At 70.6% G+C, this 13,993-nt stretch carries 16 protein-coding genes; 7 read left to right on the top strand and 9 right to left on the bottom strand.

Annotation, left to right across the window (positions count from 1 at the left end):
• Window positions 1-22 precede the first annotated feature (22 nt).
• A complete protein-coding gene (locus FFK22_RS10035; RefSeq protein WP_138886344.1) occupies window positions 23-814 on the top strand; it encodes a trans-aconitate 2-methyltransferase in 792 nt (263 codons plus the stop codon).
• A gap of 22 nt (window positions 815-836) precedes the next feature.
• Here FFK22_RS10035 and FFK22_RS10030 read toward each other — a convergent pair whose 3' ends face one another.
• The 5 genes from FFK22_RS10030 to FFK22_RS10010 all read right to left on the bottom strand — a co-directional run bounded on the left by FFK22_RS10030 (window position 837) and on the right by FFK22_RS10010 (window position 3,669).
• Window positions 837-1,328: a DUF4304 domain-containing protein gene (locus FFK22_RS10030; protein ID WP_138886343.1), complete on the bottom strand. Its 492-nt coding sequence runs from the start codon at window positions 1,326-1,328 to the stop codon at window positions 837-839.
• 149 nt (window positions 1,329-1,477) lie between these two features.
• Complete coding sequence (rpmE, locus tag FFK22_RS10025; RefSeq protein ID WP_138886342.1) at window positions 1,478-1,705, bottom strand: 50S ribosomal protein L31; 228 nt, start codon at window positions 1,703-1,705, stop codon at window positions 1,478-1,480.
• Window positions 1,706-1,776: 71 nt separating this feature from the next.
• On the bottom strand, window positions 1,777-2,208 hold the full coding sequence (locus FFK22_RS10020; RefSeq protein WP_138886341.1) for an HIT domain-containing protein: 432 nt from the start codon (window positions 2,206-2,208) through the stop codon (window positions 1,777-1,779).
• The gene (locus FFK22_RS10015) at window positions 2,205-2,987 is read right to left on the bottom strand and encodes an SDR family NAD(P)-dependent oxidoreductase (RefSeq protein WP_138886340.1); all 783 of its coding nucleotides are present in this window, start codon (window positions 2,985-2,987) and stop codon (window positions 2,205-2,207) included. Before FFK22_RS10015 ends, FFK22_RS10020 begins: the two co-directional genes overlap by 4 nt.
• Window positions 2,988-3,033: 46 nt before the next feature.
• Window positions 3,034-3,669 carry a hypothetical protein gene (locus FFK22_RS10010; protein WP_221938504.1) on the bottom strand — a complete coding sequence of 212 codons (636 nt, stop codon included), beginning with the start codon at window positions 3,667-3,669 and terminating at the stop codon, window positions 3,034-3,036.
• Between the two features lie 26 nt (window positions 3,670-3,695).
• Between FFK22_RS10010 and FFK22_RS10005 the strand changes: the two genes are divergently transcribed.
• On the top strand, window positions 3,696-4,445 hold the full coding sequence (locus tag FFK22_RS10005; RefSeq protein ID WP_138886339.1) for an HAD family phosphatase: 750 nt from the start codon (window positions 3,696-3,698) through the stop codon (window positions 4,443-4,445).
• Here FFK22_RS10005 and FFK22_RS10000 read toward each other — a convergent pair.
• From FFK22_RS10000 to FFK22_RS09990, 3 genes are read right to left on the bottom strand one after another with little or no spacing between them, the layout of a single operon-like run.
• Window positions 4,387-5,172: an inositol monophosphatase gene (locus FFK22_RS10000; RefSeq protein WP_186002397.1), complete on the bottom strand. Its 786-nt coding sequence runs from the start codon at window positions 5,170-5,172 to the stop codon at window positions 4,387-4,389. The genes FFK22_RS10005 and FFK22_RS10000 overlap by 59 nt on opposite strands.
• Window positions 5,173-5,203: 31 nt before the next feature.
• Entirely contained in the window at window positions 5,204-5,521 is a 318-nt protein-coding gene (locus FFK22_RS09995; RefSeq protein ID WP_138886337.1) for an antibiotic biosynthesis monooxygenase, read from the bottom strand.
• A gap of 12 nt (window positions 5,522-5,533) precedes the next feature.
• On the bottom strand, window positions 5,534-6,259 hold the full coding sequence (locus FFK22_RS09990) for a GntR family transcriptional regulator (RefSeq protein ID WP_138886336.1): 726 nt from the start codon (window positions 6,257-6,259) through the stop codon (window positions 5,534-5,536).
• Window positions 6,260-6,436: 177 nt separating this feature from the next.
• Between FFK22_RS09990 and manD the strand changes: the two genes are divergently transcribed.
• The 5 genes from manD to FFK22_RS09965 all read left to right on the top strand — a co-directional run bounded on the left by manD (window position 6,437) and on the right by FFK22_RS09965 (window position 12,752).
• The gene (manD, locus tag FFK22_RS09985; RefSeq protein ID WP_138886335.1) at window positions 6,437-7,645 is read left to right on the top strand and encodes a D-mannonate dehydratase ManD; all 1,209 of its coding nucleotides are present in this window, start codon (window positions 6,437-6,439) and stop codon (window positions 7,643-7,645) included.
• 49 nt (window positions 7,646-7,694) lie between these two features.
• Window positions 7,695-9,032, top strand: coding sequence for an MFS transporter (locus tag FFK22_RS09980; RefSeq protein ID WP_221938503.1), 1,338 nt, complete (start codon window positions 7,695-7,697; stop codon window positions 9,030-9,032).
• 9 nt (window positions 9,033-9,041) lie between these two features.
• Window positions 9,042-10,079 (top strand): L-idonate 5-dehydrogenase, encoded by a 1,038-nt coding sequence (locus FFK22_RS09975; RefSeq protein WP_138886334.1) that lies wholly within the window; start codon window positions 9,042-9,044, stop codon window positions 10,077-10,079.
• A 152-nt stretch (window positions 10,080-10,231) separates the two neighbouring features.
• Window positions 10,232-11,521: an MFS transporter gene (locus FFK22_RS09970; RefSeq protein ID WP_138886333.1), complete on the top strand. Its 1,290-nt coding sequence runs from the start codon at window positions 10,232-10,234 to the stop codon at window positions 11,519-11,521.
• A 97-nt stretch (window positions 11,522-11,618) separates the two neighbouring features.
• A complete protein-coding gene (locus FFK22_RS09965) occupies window positions 11,619-12,752 on the top strand; it encodes a cytochrome P450 (protein WP_138886332.1) in 1,134 nt (377 codons plus the stop codon).
• 298 nt (window positions 12,753-13,050) lie between these two features.
• On the opposite strand, the gene FFK22_RS09960 is transcribed toward FFK22_RS09965, so the two are convergent.
• Window positions 13,051-13,935: a LysR family transcriptional regulator gene (locus FFK22_RS09960; RefSeq protein WP_138886331.1), complete on the bottom strand. Its 885-nt coding sequence runs from the start codon at window positions 13,933-13,935 to the stop codon at window positions 13,051-13,053.
• Window positions 13,936-13,993 lie beyond the last annotated feature (58 nt).

Below are 13,993 nucleotides of genomic sequence, written 5' to 3'. Positions count from 1 at the left end.
GGTCACCAGCCGGTGCCATACCATGCGAAACGCCGACTCGCACATCGAGGCGGGCACCCAGCCGGCAGCGGAGACCAAGGTGGATCGACTCTACGACGACCCCGATCTGGCCAGCTTCTATGATGTCGAGAACGTCTGGTCCTCGGACCAGGATTATTGCCGGCTTCTGGCGGCGGGCTGCGCCTCCGTGCTCGATCTCGGCTGCGGCACCGGCTGGCTGGCGGCGGAGCTGGCGGGCGAGCGCACCGTGTTCGGCGTCGACCCGGCGGAGGCCATGCTGGAGATCGCCCGCACCCGCCCGGGCGGCGACCGGGTGACCTGGGTCCGTGGCGACGGCCGCAGCGTCCGGCTGGGCCGGCGCTTCGACCTGATCGTGCTGACCGGTCATGCCTTCCAGGTGTTCCTGACGCCGGAGGACCGGCTGGCGGCGCTGCGCACCATCGCGGCGCATCTGGCGCCGGGCGGCCGGTTCATCTTCGACAGCCGCAACCCGGCGCGGGAGGAATGGCGGGAATGGACGCCGGCGGAGTCGGCCCGGCGGATCGAGCATCCCCGCTTCGGCACGGCGGAGGCCTGGAACGATGTCGAACACGAGCCGGACACCGGCATCGTCACCTACGGCACCTTCTACCGGATCGTCGCCGACGGCCGGGTGCTGTCCTCACGCTCGCGCATCGCCTTCCCGCCGCGCGAGCAACTCGAGCGGCTGATCGGCGAGGCCGGGCTGGCGGTCGACACCTGGCTGGGCGACTGGACCGGCGCCCCCTGGACGCCGTCATCGTGCGATTTCATTCCGCTGGGCCGGCTGGACTGAGATCAGCGCATCCGCACTCCCGTCAGCGGGGCCGGGACGGCCGCACACGCCGCCACAGTCGCTCGGCCGGGACGATCACGAGCGCGAGTCCGAACTGCCGCGGTCCGGGCGCTGCGTCCAGATGTGGCAGGCCATAGGCTGCGAGATCGGCTGACGCTGCCTGCAAGGCTGTGTAGACGCTGGCCGGGTCGCCTGGCCGGTAGCGATACCAATGGTCCTGGCCGCCGGGGCGGAGCCGCCCGATGCGGAGCGGACGCAGGGCCGGGTCGAGCCGCGACACCCAGTCGTCCTCCAGCACCATTCGCCCTGCGGCGGCGCTGGCGACGTTCAGCGTCGCGGCGAGGTTGATGGTAAAGCGCGAATCCAGCGGGCTGTTGGTCTGCGAGCGCTGCAGGTTCACCTGATGGATGAAGAGCCCCCGCCGCCGGCTCCAGGTGCTGCCCCGGCGCGCGAAGCCGGCGTCGCGCAGCCGGGGCGCGAGATGGCGGTTCAGAGCCTGCTCGAACGGATCCATGGGCGATGACTCGCTGGCTGCGGTCAGGATCGCCCGCCATGATGTCGGAGGTGTGTCGATCCGGCATCACCCATGCGAAAAGCCGGCCTCCCTTGCGGGGGCCGGCTCGCAGACCAGCATCGGCAGGCGCCCCGCAGGGCGCCGCGCGATCAGGACTTCTTCAGGCCGAACGCCTCGAAGCGCTTGTTGAACTTGGCGACCTGGCCGCCGCGGTCCACGAGCTTCTGCACGCCGGTCCAGGCCGGGTGCGACTTCGGGTCGATGTCGAGACGGAGGGTGTCGCCCTCCTTGCCATAGGTGCTGCGAGTCTTGAACTCGGTCCCGTCGGTCATCACGACGTTGATTTCATGGTATTCAGGATGGATATCGGTCTTCATGGCCGCCGGCTCCGCACAAACGAGCGGGCCGTATACGCGACCCCATCGCGAATTGCAAGGTCGCACAGGACTCAGGTCGACTCCTCCAGCACCGTGGCCAGCCGGGCCAGCAGCGCCTCGGCCTCGCCCGGGCCGTAGGCCTCGGCCGTGCCGGCGCCCCAGACCGGTCCCGGCCAGGCGGCATCGCCCGGCTGCCGCGCCAGGACATGGACGTGAAGCTGCGGCACGACGTTGCCGAGCGCGCCGATATTGATCTTCCGCGCCGGGAACACCGCGGCCAGGGCGCAGGCGGCCAGCATGGTCTCCTGGTGCAGCCCTACCTGATCCTCCGGCGCCAAGGCGTGCCACTCCACCGCCTTGGCCCGGCGCGGCACCAGCAGCAGCCAGGGAAAGCGGCGGTCGTTCATCAGCCGCACCTGGGACAGCGACCAGTCGCGCCACTCCAGGGTCGAGGCCGCGATCCGCGGGTCGAGGGCGAAGCCCGCATCCTTCGCGGCGCTCATGACGGCAACCCCGTGCGGTGGCGCAGCTCCGGATCGCGGATGCTCAGCTCCTGCCCGACCAGGTCCTGCGCCTCGGGGCCACAGAGCCAGGCAATGACCCGGGCCGGATGCTCCGGCGGGGCGTGCGCCTCACGTGGCATCTTGCTGACCGGATTGATGCCGGAGGCGCGGATCTCGCCCTGCATCCCCGTGTCGACCGTACCCGGGCGGAAGCCGAAGGCGCGGATGCCCTGGCCGCCGTATTCGAGATGCAGCGACCGGGTCAGCATCGCCAGCCCGGCCTTGCCGGCGCAGTATGCGCTCCAGCCCTCATAGGCGTTCTCGGCGGCGCCGGAGCTGACATTGACCACCGTGCCGCCGCCGGACGCGATCATGCCGGGTAGCGCCGCACGCAGCATGGCATAGGCGCCCAGCAGGTTGACCGTGACGTTGCGGGCCCAGTCGGCGGGGTCGCAGTCGAGCAGCCGGCCGATCGGCCCGACCATGCCGGCGTTGTTGACCAGGATGGTCGGCGTGCCTAGCGCCTCGGTTGCCTGGCGCAGCAGGTCTCCGGCCCAGGCGACGTCGCCGATGTCGCCGGCAATGGCCACGGCCCGGCCGCCGGCATCGCGCAGCTCGCGGGCGAGGCCGTCGATCTCGCCGGCCGAGCGCGCGGTCAGCGCCACCGCCGCGCCGCGGAGCGCCAGCGCCCGCGCCGCCGCGGCGCCGATGCCGCGGCTGGCCCCGGTGACCAGGGCCACCTCTCCATCGAGGCGAGGCAAGGCATCAGCTTCGGTCATGGTCATACGTCCCCTTCTCTGGTCTCGCACAGTCTATCCCAGGCGCTCAGCCGCGCCACGCCCGGCCCTCGCCGAGGCGGACGGACTGCACCCGCCGCACCCGGTCCTCGACCGTGGTGTCGCCCTCGATGCACAGCACCGGGCAGGGCAGCCGGGACAGCCAGGCTTCATGCGCCTGGCGATTGCGGCTGACCCGGGTGCCGGTGTCGTAGGCCTCGGCCCAGTCGAGGAAGGCGTGGTGCGCCGCATGCATCGCGCCGCCGGGACCCAGCGTCTCGGCACCGTAGCGCTCGATCTCGCGGGCCCGCAGCCGCTGCAGCCGCAGCGCCGGCGGCACGTACAGGAAGACCACCAGGTCGAATCGCGGGATCAGCGGGTCGCCCCAGCCGATCAGCGAGCCGGCCAGCGCCCAGCGGTCGGTCCGGCCGAACGCCTGCTCCAGCAGCGCCAGCCGGTCGGGAATCGGCCGCTTTTCCTGGAAGGGCGGATCGGTCGGCAGCCAGTAGACATCGTCGGTGTCCAGGTGCAGCGCGCCGGTCGCAGCCGCCAGCGCCCGGCCCAGCGTCGTGGTGCCGGAGCCGGCCGCGCCGGTGATGTGGATGCGCCTGGGCACCATGCCTATCCCTGTGGCCGCTTGTGCGCCTTGCACATAGCGCAGCGGCATGATGTTGTCGCCCGCCATTCCCTGCTTTCCTGCCCGGGCCTGCCATGCTGGTGATCTTCGACTGCGACGGTGTGCTGATCGATTCGGAAGTGATCTTCTGCGCCATCGATTCCGAGGCGCTGGCCCGGCTCGGCCACACCGTGGCGCCGAGCGAGATCGCGCGGCGGTTCTGCGGCACGCCGCACCACGTGGCCTGGAGCACGCTGGCGGCGGAGCTCGGCTTCACCGTCGAGGACAGCATCATCGAGGAGATCAAGGCGGAGAGCGCCCGGCGCTTCGTCACCGAGCTGCGCGCCATCGCCGGCGCCGCCGAGGCGATCGCGGCCGCGGCCGGCCTCGGCCACCCGCCCTGCGTCGCCTCCTCCACCGGCCTGCCGAACCTGCGCCGCAACCTGGAGACGGCCGGGCTGCTGCCGTCGGTCGACCCTTATGTGTTCTCGGCCAGCCAGGTGAAGCGCGGCAAGCCGGCGCCGGACGTCTTCCTGTACGCCGCCTCGCAGATGGGCGCCGACCCGGCGGACTGCCTGGTGATCGAGGATTCGATCCATGGCGTCACCGCCGCCCGCCGCGCCGGGATGAAGGTCGTCGGCTTCACCGGCGGCGGCCATGCCGACCCCGAGCTGGCGCAGCGGCTGAGGGCCGCCGGCGCCGGCCGCAGCTTCGCGACGATGGCGGAGATCGCGGCCTGGCTGGCGGCGGGGACGCCGCCGCCGACCTACAGCCTGGGCGACGTGCTCAGACCAGCGCCCGGAGCTGGCGCGCCAGGTCCGCGACGCCCGGCGCCGCGGCGGTGACCGGGCCGCTCTGCGCCCCGCTGGCGATGAAGTCGTCGGTGACGCCGCCCGCCTCCTGCACCAGCACCAGCCCGGCCATGACGTCCCAGGCATTGGTGTGGGCGGCGGCGTAGCCGTCGAAGCGGCCGTCGGCGACATAGGCCAGCGACATCGCCGATGAGCCAAGGCGCCGGTACTCCGCGCCATGGGTCAGGATGTGGCCGATCTGCTGGACATGCTCCGCCACCTTGCGGCCGGGCGAGTAGCCGACGCCGATCACCGCCATCTCCGGCCGCGCCTTGGCGTTGACCTGGATCGGCGCGCCGTTGCGGGTGGCGCCCTGCCCCGCCACGGCGCTGTACAGCTCGTCCCGCACCGGTTCGTAGATCACGCCGAGCGCCGGCTTGCCGTCGATGGTGGCGCCGATCGAGACGCACCAGACCGGCCGGTCGCGCAGGAAGTTCGCGGTGCCGTCGATCGGGTCCAGCCCCCAGACGATGCGGGCGCCCTCCCGGTCCAGCCCGAACTCCTCGCCCAGCACGGCGTGGTCGGGGAAGGTGTCGCGCAGCTGGCCGCGGATCAGGGTCTCGACCGCCTTGTCGACCGCGGTGACGAAATCCTGCGGCCCCTTGGCCTCGATCGCGAGGTCCCGGTGCTCGGCCAGATGGGCCAGGGCCAGCCGGCCGCCGGCCCGGGCCAGCGCCTCGGCCACGATCCGCATCAGGGCGAGGGTCTGTTGATCGCTCACCGGCAACTCCTGTGTCTTCGGAAGGCCGCGATCATCCGGGACCCGCCCCCTCCTCGACAACCGTGTAGTGATGGACCCTGCCATCGAACCGGATCAGCGCCGCAACGGCGGCCGGCTCGACCACCGCCTGCTCCGGATCGGCGCCGGCGAAGGCGCGGATCGCCTCCATCGACTCCCAGCGGGTCAGCACCATGAACTCGATCTCGCCCGGCCGATCCTGGCGCAGTAGCGAGGCGCCCCGGAACCCGGCGATGCCGTGCAGCGCCGGCAGCACCGCGCCGCGGAAATGCTCGGGATAGGCCGACGGGTTCGACAGAGCGGCGGTGCCGCGCCAGACTCGGACGATCATGAGCAGCCTCCTTCAGGCGTCGAGCTCGAACAACTCCGGCCGCCGCTCGGCGATCGGCCCGAGCGACGACAGGATCTCGCGCAGGTGCCGCCGCATCGCCGCCTCGGCGGCGTCGGGGTCGTGCGCCCGAAGGCCGGCGACGATCTCCTCATGCTGCGCGATCAGCATCTCCAGCGGCGAGACATCGGGCAGGCTGAGATAGCGCACCCGATCCATCTGCGCCTTCATGTTCTCGATCGTGCTCCAGGCCGGCAGGCAGTCGATCGCCTCGATGATCAGGCGGTGGAAGCCCTCGTCCAGCGCCAGGAAGCCGGCATGGTCCTGGCGGCGGGCCGCGTCGTGCTGCGCCTCCAGGCTGCGGTCCAGCCGCAGCAGCCCGGCCGCGTCGATGCTCTCGGCCGCCAGGCGCACCACCGCGGCCTCCACCGCCTCGCGGATGAAGCGGCCCTGCTCGACCTGGCGGCGCGAGATCTTGCGCACCCGGGTGCCGCGCTGCGGCAGCACCTGCAGCAGCCCGGCCTCAACCAGCTTGATGAAGGCCTCGCGCACCGGCTGGCGCGACACGCCGAACATCTCCGACCCGTCCTTCTCCGACAGCGCCGTGCCGGGCGGCAGCAGTCCCGTGATGATCGCCTGGCGGAGCCCCTCATAGACCTGCCGGCCGATCGGCCCCTCGCCGCCCAGCGGAATGTTCCCCGGCAATGTCCTCGGCTGGTCGGCCCTTCGTCGCCCGGCCATGTCTCCTCCCGTTCCGGCCCGCTCCGACCCCCAGCATACAGGGGATCGCCCGGCCTGCTAGCGCACAGCAATCGATACTCGCCATACTTGTATGGTGATTTAAGATGCGCTATGGATCGCATCGCTTCCCGCCGCGCGAATGCGGCGATGGACAAGCGAGCCGGGAGAGAACGCGCCATGAAGATCGTCCGCGCCGATGTCATCGTCACCTGCCCCGGGCGCAACTTCGTCACGCTGAAGCTGGTCACCGACGAGGGCGTGCACGGCATCGGCGACGCCACGCTGAACGGGCGCGAGCTGGCAGTGGCCAGCTATCTCCGCGACCATGTCTGCCCGCTGCTGGTCGGGCGCGACCCGCATCGCATCGAGGACATCTGGCAGTACCTGTACAAGGGCGCCTATTGGCGCCGCGGCCCGGTGACGATGAGCGCGATCGCCGCCGTCGACATGGCGCTGTGGGACATCAAAGCCAAGGTCGCCGGGCTGCCGCTGTACCAGCTGCTGGGCGGCGCCTCGCGCGACGGCGTGATGGTCTACAGCCACGCCACCGGCCGCGATATCCCGGAGACGCTGGAACGCTACGCCGCGTACCAGGAGAAGGGCTACAAGGCGATCCGCGTGCAATGCGGCGTGCCGGGCATGGCCTCGGTCTACGGCGTCAGCAAGGGCGGCGACTCCTATGAGCCGGCGACCAAGGGCTGGCCCGAAGAGCAGGGCTGGTCGACCGAGAAATATCTCAACTACGTGCCCAAGCTGTTCGAGGCGGTGCGCGCGAAGTACGGCTTCGACGGCCATCTGCTGCACGACGTGCACCACCGGCTGACCCCAATCGAGGCGGCGCGGCTGGGCAAGGCGGTCGAGCCCTATGCCCTGTTCTGGATGGAGGATCCGGTCGCGGCCGAGAACCAGGAGGCCTACCGGCTGATCCGGCAGCACACCACCACCCCGATCGCGGTCGGCGAGGTGTTCAACAGCATCTGGGACTGCAAGCTGCTGATCGAGGAGCAGCTGATCGACTACATCCGCGCGACGCTGACCCATGCCGGCGGCATCACCCATCTGCGCCGGATCGCCGATTTCGCCGCCCTGCACCATGTCCGCACCGGCTGCCACGGCCCGTCCGACCTGTCGCCGGCGTGCATGGGCGCCGCCCTGCATTTCGACCTGTGGGTGCCGAATTTCGGCGTCCAGGAATACATGGGCTACCCCGAGCCGGCGCTGGAGGTCTTCCCGCACGCCTGGTCGTTCCAGGACGGGTACATGCATCCCGGCGAAGCGCCCGGCCATGGCGTCGATATCGACGAGAAACTGGCCGCGCGCTTCCCCTACGAGCCGGCCTACCTGCCGGTGGCGCGGCTCGAGGACGGCACCCTGACCAACTGGTAGCCCCATCACCATCGAAGAGGCCGCGGACGGCCCGCACGGGAGGGAGAGGATGGAAGAGCAGAAGAGCACAGGGGCGACATCGCCGGCGATGATGCGGCGGATCGCGATCGCGTCCTGCATCGGCACCACGGTCGAGTGGTACGATTTCTTCATCTACGCCACCGCCTCGGCGCTGGTGTTCAACAAGCTGTTCTTCCCCACCGACGACCCGCTGGTCGGATCGCTGGTGGCGCTCGGCACCTATGCCGCCGGCTTCTTCGCCCGGCCGCTGGGCGGCCTCCTGTTCGGCGCCATCGGCGACCGCTACGGCCGCAAGCAGGCGCTGGTCATCACCCTGCTGATCGTCGGCATCGCCACCTTCGTCATCGGCCTGATGCCGACCTACAACGAGATCGGCATCTGGGCGCCGCTGGCGCTGCTGTTCATCCGCCTGCTGCACGGCTTCGGCATCGGCGGCGAGCAGGGCAACGCCATCCTGATCATGTGCGAGCACGCGCCGGCGCCGCGCCGCGGCTTCTTCGGCTCCTGGGTGCAGATCGGCGCCCCGGCCGGCTTCGTGCTGCCGCTCGGCATCTTCGCGATCCTGACCAGCACCCTGTCGGAGGAGGCGTTCCTGAGCTGGGGCTGGCGCATCCCCTTCCTGCTTAGCATCCTGCTGGTCGGCATCGGCCTCTACATCCGCCTGCAGCTGACCGAATCGCCGCTGTTCCTGGAGATGCGGAAGCGCCGGGCCGAGGATGCGCACCCGCTGGTCGAGGTGCTGCGCAACCATCGCCGGTCGCTGGTGCTGGGCTGCGGCAGCAAGCTGGCCGAGAGCATCGCCTTCACCGCCTTCGCCGTGCTGATCGCCGCCTACGCCAACAGCCGCGGCATCGACCGGCCGACCATGACCACGGCGATGCTGGTCGCGATCCTGCTGGAGCTGGTGACCCTGCCGCTGTTCGGCGCGCTGTCGGACCGGATCGGCCGCAAGCCGGTCTATCTGTTCGGCGCCGCCTGCGTGCTGATCGCGACCTTTCCGGTCTTCGGCCTGGTCTATGCCCGGATGGACGGGCTGGTCTGGATCGGCCTGGCCGTGGCGCTCGCTCTGGGCCACAGCGCCATGTATGGGCCGCAGGCCGCCTTCTATTCCGAGCTGTTCCCGACCAAGGTGCGGGCCAGCGGCGTGTCCTTCGTGCAGCAGATCGGCGCCCTGATCGGGTCGGCCGGCACTCTGGCGGCTGGATGGCTGCTGGAGATCGGCGACGGCACGCCGTGGTATCTGTGCGCCTATATCGTGCTGGGCTGCGTGATCACACTATTCTGCGCCCGGGCGCTGCCGGAGACGGCGCCGCGCCTGTCCCACACCGAGGACCTGATCGGCGGCCGCGCTGCCGCCCATACCTAGGAGACCGCCATGTTCGCCGCCGTTCTGCACCAAGCGAAGGATCTGCGGATCGAGGACCGCGAGCCGCCGAGCCTCGCCGCCGGCGAGGTCAAGGTGCGGTTCCGCGCCGGCGGCATCTGCGGCTCCGACCTGGCCTATTATTCCAAGGGCAAGACCGGCGATTTCCACCTGCGCGAGCCGCTGATCCTCGGCCATGAGATGGCCGGCGAGGTGGCGGAGGTGGCGCCCGACGTCGAGGGCCTCGCCATCGGCCAGCCGGTCGCGGTCAACCCCAGCCGGGCCTGCGGCCGCTGCGACTACTGCATGGCGGGGCTGGAGAACCAGTGCCTGAACATGCGGTTCCTGGGCAGCGCCTCGATCTTCCCGCACATGCAGGGCGCCTTCCGCGAATACCTGCTCGTGCCGGCGAAGCAATGCGTGCCGGTGCCGGATCACGTCAGCTTCGCCGAGGCCTCGATGGCGGAGCCGCTGGCGGTGTCGCTGCACGCCGTCCGCCGCGCTGGGCCGCTGTTGGGCGAGGAGGTGCTGATCGTCGGCTGCGGTCCGATCGGCGCGCTGGTGCTGCTGGTGGCGCGCCAGGCCGGCGCCCGCCGCATCACCGTGGTCGACCTGGCCGAGAAGGCACGCGAGACCGCGCTCAGCCTCGGTGCCGACGAGGCGGTCGACGGCCGGGACGAGGACCGGATCGCGGCGTGGAGCCGCAACCGCGGCCGCTTCGGCGTGACCATCGAGGCCTCGGGCGCCCCGGCCGGGCTGGACACCGCGCTGCGCGCTGCCCGCGCCCGCGGCCGGGTCGTCCAGCTCGGCAACATGCCGGCCGGCCAGTCGCCGGTCTCGGCCAATCTGGTGATGTCGAAGGAGCTGGAATATCGCGGCTCCTTCCGCTTCGCCGAGGAATACGCGCTGGCGGTGGAGATGATCGCCGGCCGGCGGATCGACCTGAAGCCCTTGATGACCCACCGTTTCCCGGTCCGCGACGCCGACCAGGCCTTCCAGGTCGCCCTCGACCGCAACCAGTCGATGAAGGTCCACCTCTTGGACCTTTGACACCCAGAACCGTCATGGCGAGCCCCGCAGGGGCGTGGCCATCCAGCGACACCGCCCTCTGGATGGCCACGTCGGCTTCGCCTCCTCGCCATGACGAACCAAAGTTGAGAGGCCGTCAGGCCGCCACCGCCTCCGCAAGCGGAAGGAACCCCATGTTCAGAAGCGTTCGCTGGCTGATCGTCGGCCTGCTGTTCATCGCCGGCATGATCAACTATCTCGACCGCTCGGCGCTATCGATCGCGGCGCCGCTGATCCAGCAGGATCTCGGCCTCGACCACGCCCAGATGGGCGTGATCTTCAGCAGCTTCTTCGCCGGTTACGCCATCTTCAATTTCATCGGCGGCTGGCTGTCGGACCGGATCGGACCGAAGACGGTGTTCACCGGCGCCATGGGCCTGTGGTCGCTGTTCTGCGGCCTGACCGCGGTCGCCACCGGTTTCGTCTCGATGATCGTGCTGCGCGTGCTGTTCGGCGTCGGCGAAGGGCCGCTGAGCTCGACCATGAGCAAGACGGTCAGCAACTGGTTCCCGCGGCGCGAGGCGGCGACGGCGATCGGCATCGTCAATTCCGGCACGCCGCTGGGCGGCGCCGTGGCCGGCCCCATCGTCGGCTATCTGGCGCTGGCCTTCGGCTGGCGCCTGGCCTTCGTCATCATCATGCTGCTCGGCTTCGTCTGGCTGGTGTTCTGGGTGCGGATGTCGACCGACCGACCGGCCCAGCATCCGCGCATCAGCGACGCCGAGCGCCGGCTGATCGCGGAGGGCCAGGCCGACGTCGATACGGCGGCCCGGCTGCCGGCCCACGGCCTGGGCTTCTACCTGCGGCAGCCGATCGTGCTGGCCACCGCCTTCGCCTTCTTCACCTACAACTATGTGCTGTTCTTCTTCCTGACCTGGTTCCCGAGCTATCTGACAGAGGTGCACAAGCTCAGCATCAAGGATATGAGCCTGGCCACGGTGATCCCCTGGGTGCTCGGCTTCCTCGGCCTGGCGCTGGGCGGCTTCGTCTCCGACCGCATCTTCCGGCTGACCGGCCGGGCGCTGCTGTCGCGCAAGCTGGTGCTGATCGGCGGGCTCGGCATCGCCGCGGTGGGCGTCGCCCTGGCCGGCGACGTGGCCGATGTCAGCAGCGCGGTGGCGCTGATGTCGGTGTCGATCTTCGGCCTGTACCTCACCGGCTCGATCTACTGGGCGGTGATCCAGGATGCGGTGCGCGGCGAGAATGTCGGCGGCGTCGGCGGCTTCATCCACTTCCTGGCCAATCTCGCCGGGATCATCGGGCCGGCGGTGACCGGCTTCATCATCCAGGCGACCGGCGGCGTCTACACCAGCGCCTTCGTGCTGACCGGCGGTCTCGCCGTGCTCGGCGCCGTGGCGTCGCTGGTCTTCATCCGCGAGCCGCGCGGCCGGACCGGCAGGATCGCGGTGGAAGGGGCGGAGTAGCTCTTACCGCCATCCTTCGATGGAGGCCGAAGCGACTTCAGCCTCCGGACGGGGCCGAACGGCTACGATGGCGGCCACTCCAGCCGAGGGGCCGACCATGCAGCCAACCGATCCCGTCGCCGCCGTCACCCATCCCGACCCCTACCCCTATTATGCTGGCCTGCTGCAGCGGCCTTTCCATCGCGACGACGCGCTCGGCCTCTGGGTTGCGGCCGGCGCCGAGGCCGCCATGGCGGTGCTCGCCAGTCCGGCCTGCCGGGTCCGTCCGCCTTCCGAGCCGGTGCCGCGGCCGCTGCTGGGCGGCGCCGTCGGCGAGCTGTTCGGCCGACTGGTGCGGATGACCGACGGCGACGCCCAGGCCCGCGCCAAGCGGGCGGTCGCGGCGGCGCTGGATGGTCCGGCCGAGACCGTGGCGGCCGAGGCCCGGCGCTGGTCGGCCGCCCTGGCTCCCGATGGCGCCGGCCTCGACGCCTATCTCTTCGCCCTGCAGATGCATGTGGTCGGCGCGCTGCTGGGCTTCGCCCGGGACCGGCTGCCCGAGATCGCCGAGCGGATGCGCGACATCGTCACTGCCATCGCTCCCGGCGCCACGCCCGAGGCCATCGGGCGCGGCCATGAGGCGGCGGCCGGGATGGTCGCCGTGACCGAAGCCCTGATCGGATCTGCCGAAGACGGCCTGGCCGGCCGCCTGCGTGATGCGGCGGAGCGCGAGGGCGGTGTCGACGCGGCGGCGGTCACCGCCAACGCCGTCGGCTTCCTGTTCCAGACCCATGACGCCAATGCCGGCCTGCTCGGCAACGCCGTCGTCGGCCTCGGCGCCAGGCCGGAGCTGCGCCGACAGGTGGCCGCCGACCGCACGCTGCTGCCGGGGCTGGTGCAGGAGGTGCTGCGCTGCGACCCGCCGGCCCAGAACACCCGCCGCTTCGTCGCCGAGGACACCGAGATCGCGGGCCAAGCTCTGCGGGCGGGTGACGCGATCCTGGTCGTCATCGCCGCCGCCAACCGCGACCCGGCGCTGAACCCCGATCCGGACCGCTTCGACCCCGATCGCACCGACCGGCGGCTGCTGACCTTCGGCCATGGCCGCCACGCCTGCCCGGGCGACCGCATCGCCCTGGCCATTGCCGCGGCCGGGCTGGACGCGCTGCTGGACCGGATCCCCGATGCGGCATGGCCGGAGCGGCCGTTGGGCTACCGCCCCTCCCCGGTGCGGATTCCCCGGTTTTCGTGATTCACGCTGGTATCAATCCTCTCTTGTCATTGCCGGGCTTGACCCGGCAATCCAGAAGACGTCGACAGTCCCTGGATGCCCGGGTCAAGCCCACGGCTGTCCGGTTGAGGAGAAATCGCAACCAAAGCGTGTTCGTTTTGGGTTGCTATTCCATTTTATTGTCATCCTTGGGCTTGACCCGAGGATCCAGGGGCTTCCAGAGCCGCTCTCGGTGGCCCCTGGATTGCCGGGTTGATCCTCGGGTCAAGCCCGGGCATGACAGTTTTGGGATACCTTCAGCCGGCCGTCCCCTCATCCCCTACCCGAACGCCTCGACCACCGCGTCGATGAAGCTCCGCAGCTTCGGCGTTGGGCGGCGGTCCGGGGCGAAGAGGATGTGCATCGGCCGCGACGGCGGGTCGTAGCCCGGCAGCACCCGCACCAGCCGGCCGGCGGCGATGTCATCGCGCAGCAGGCCCTCCGGCTGCAGAATGATGCCCAGCCCCTCCAGCGCCGCGCTGCGCAGCGCCTGGCCGCTGTTGACCGAGAAGCGGCCGCCGACATGCACGGAATGCAGGCTCCCGTCCGGGCCGGTGAACTGCAGCAGGTCGCGCGGCTCCCAATGGGCGAAGCCGAGGCATTCATGGCTCGCCAGATCCCCCGGCCGCGCCGGCGCGCCGCGCTCGGCCAGATAGGCCGGCGCGGCGCAGGCGACCAGGCGGTAGGGCCGCAGCTTGCGGGCGACCAGGCTGGAATCCGGCAAGGGCGCGATCCGGATCACCGCCTCATACCCCTCCTCCACCAGGTCGACGATGCGGTCGCTCAGCGTCACCTCGATGCTGACCTCGGGGTTCGCCCGCAGATAGCGCGCCACCATCGGCATCAGCTCATGCGCGCCGAAGGTGACCGGCGCATTGACCCGCAGCCGGCCGCGCGGCACGGCGCGCAGGTCCTCGGCCAGCGCCTCCGCCGCCTCTGCCTCCACCAGCACGTTGCAGCAGCGCTCGTAGAAGGCGCGGCCGACCTCGGTCAGGCTCTGCCGCCGCGTGGTGCGGGCCAGCAGCCGGGCGCCGAGGCGATCCTCGAGGAAGCGGACATGCTTGCCCACCATTGGCGCCGACAGGCCGAGCGCCTCGGCCGCGGCGGCGAAGGAGCCGGTTTCGACCGCCCGGACGAACACCGCCATGCTGGTGAGTCGATCCATGATTGGAAACCATTGGTTCCGACTGTCGCGACGGAACTGATATTTATCTCATTCCGAC

This window comes from Mycobacterium sp. KBS0706, assembly GCF_005938675.2.
Lineage (GTDB): Bacteria > Pseudomonadota > Alphaproteobacteria > DSM-16000 > Inquilinaceae > Inquilinus.
This window is presented reverse-complemented; position numbering and strand designations above follow the sequence as displayed.

Excerpts from the sequence above, each read along its gene's own strand:
- rpmE (WP_138886342.1), bottom strand. The coding sequence starts at position 1,705 with ATGAAGACCGATATCCATCCTGAATACCATGAAATCAACGTCGTGATG.
- FFK22_RS10015 (WP_138886340.1), bottom strand. The coding sequence starts at position 2,987 with ATGACCGAAGCTGATGCCTTGCCTCGCCTCGATGGAGAGGTGGCCCTG.
- FFK22_RS09980 (WP_221938503.1), top strand. The coding sequence starts at position 7,695 with ATGGAAGAGCAGAAGAGCACAGGGGCGACATCGCCGGCGATGATGCGG.
- FFK22_RS10020 (WP_138886341.1), bottom strand. The coding sequence starts at position 2,208 with ATGAGCGCCGCGAAGGATGCGGGCTTCGCCCTCGACCCGCGGATCGCG.
- FFK22_RS10005 (WP_138886339.1), top strand. The coding sequence starts at position 3,696 with ATGCTGGTGATCTTCGACTGCGACGGTGTGCTGATCGATTCGGAAGTG.
- FFK22_RS09975 (WP_138886334.1), top strand. The coding sequence starts at position 9,042 with ATGTTCGCCGCCGTTCTGCACCAAGCGAAGGATCTGCGGATCGAGGAC.
- manD (WP_138886335.1), top strand. The coding sequence starts at position 6,437 with ATGAAGATCGTCCGCGCCGATGTCATCGTCACCTGCCCCGGGCGCAAC.
- FFK22_RS09960 (WP_138886331.1), bottom strand. The coding sequence starts at position 13,935 with ATGGATCGACTCACCAGCATGGCGGTGTTCGTCCGGGCGGTCGAAACC.
- FFK22_RS10035 (WP_138886344.1), top strand. The coding sequence starts at position 23 with ATGCGAAACGCCGACTCGCACATCGAGGCGGGCACCCAGCCGGCAGCG.
- FFK22_RS09990 (WP_138886336.1), bottom strand. The coding sequence starts at position 6,259 with ATGGCCGGGCGACGAAGGGCCGACCAGCCGAGGACATTGCCGGGGAAC.
- FFK22_RS10030 (WP_138886343.1), bottom strand. The coding sequence starts at position 1,328 with ATGGATCCGTTCGAGCAGGCTCTGAACCGCCATCTCGCGCCCCGGCTG.
- FFK22_RS09970 (WP_138886333.1), top strand. The coding sequence starts at position 10,232 with ATGTTCAGAAGCGTTCGCTGGCTGATCGTCGGCCTGCTGTTCATCGCC.
- FFK22_RS09995 (WP_138886337.1), bottom strand. The coding sequence starts at position 5,521 with ATGATCGTCCGAGTCTGGCGCGGCACCGCCGCTCTGTCGAACCCGTCG.
- FFK22_RS10010 (WP_221938504.1), bottom strand. The coding sequence starts at position 3,669 with ATGGCGGGCGACAACATCATGCCGCTGCGCTATGTGCAAGGCGCACAA.
- FFK22_RS09965 (WP_138886332.1), top strand. The coding sequence starts at position 11,619 with ATGCAGCCAACCGATCCCGTCGCCGCCGTCACCCATCCCGACCCCTAC.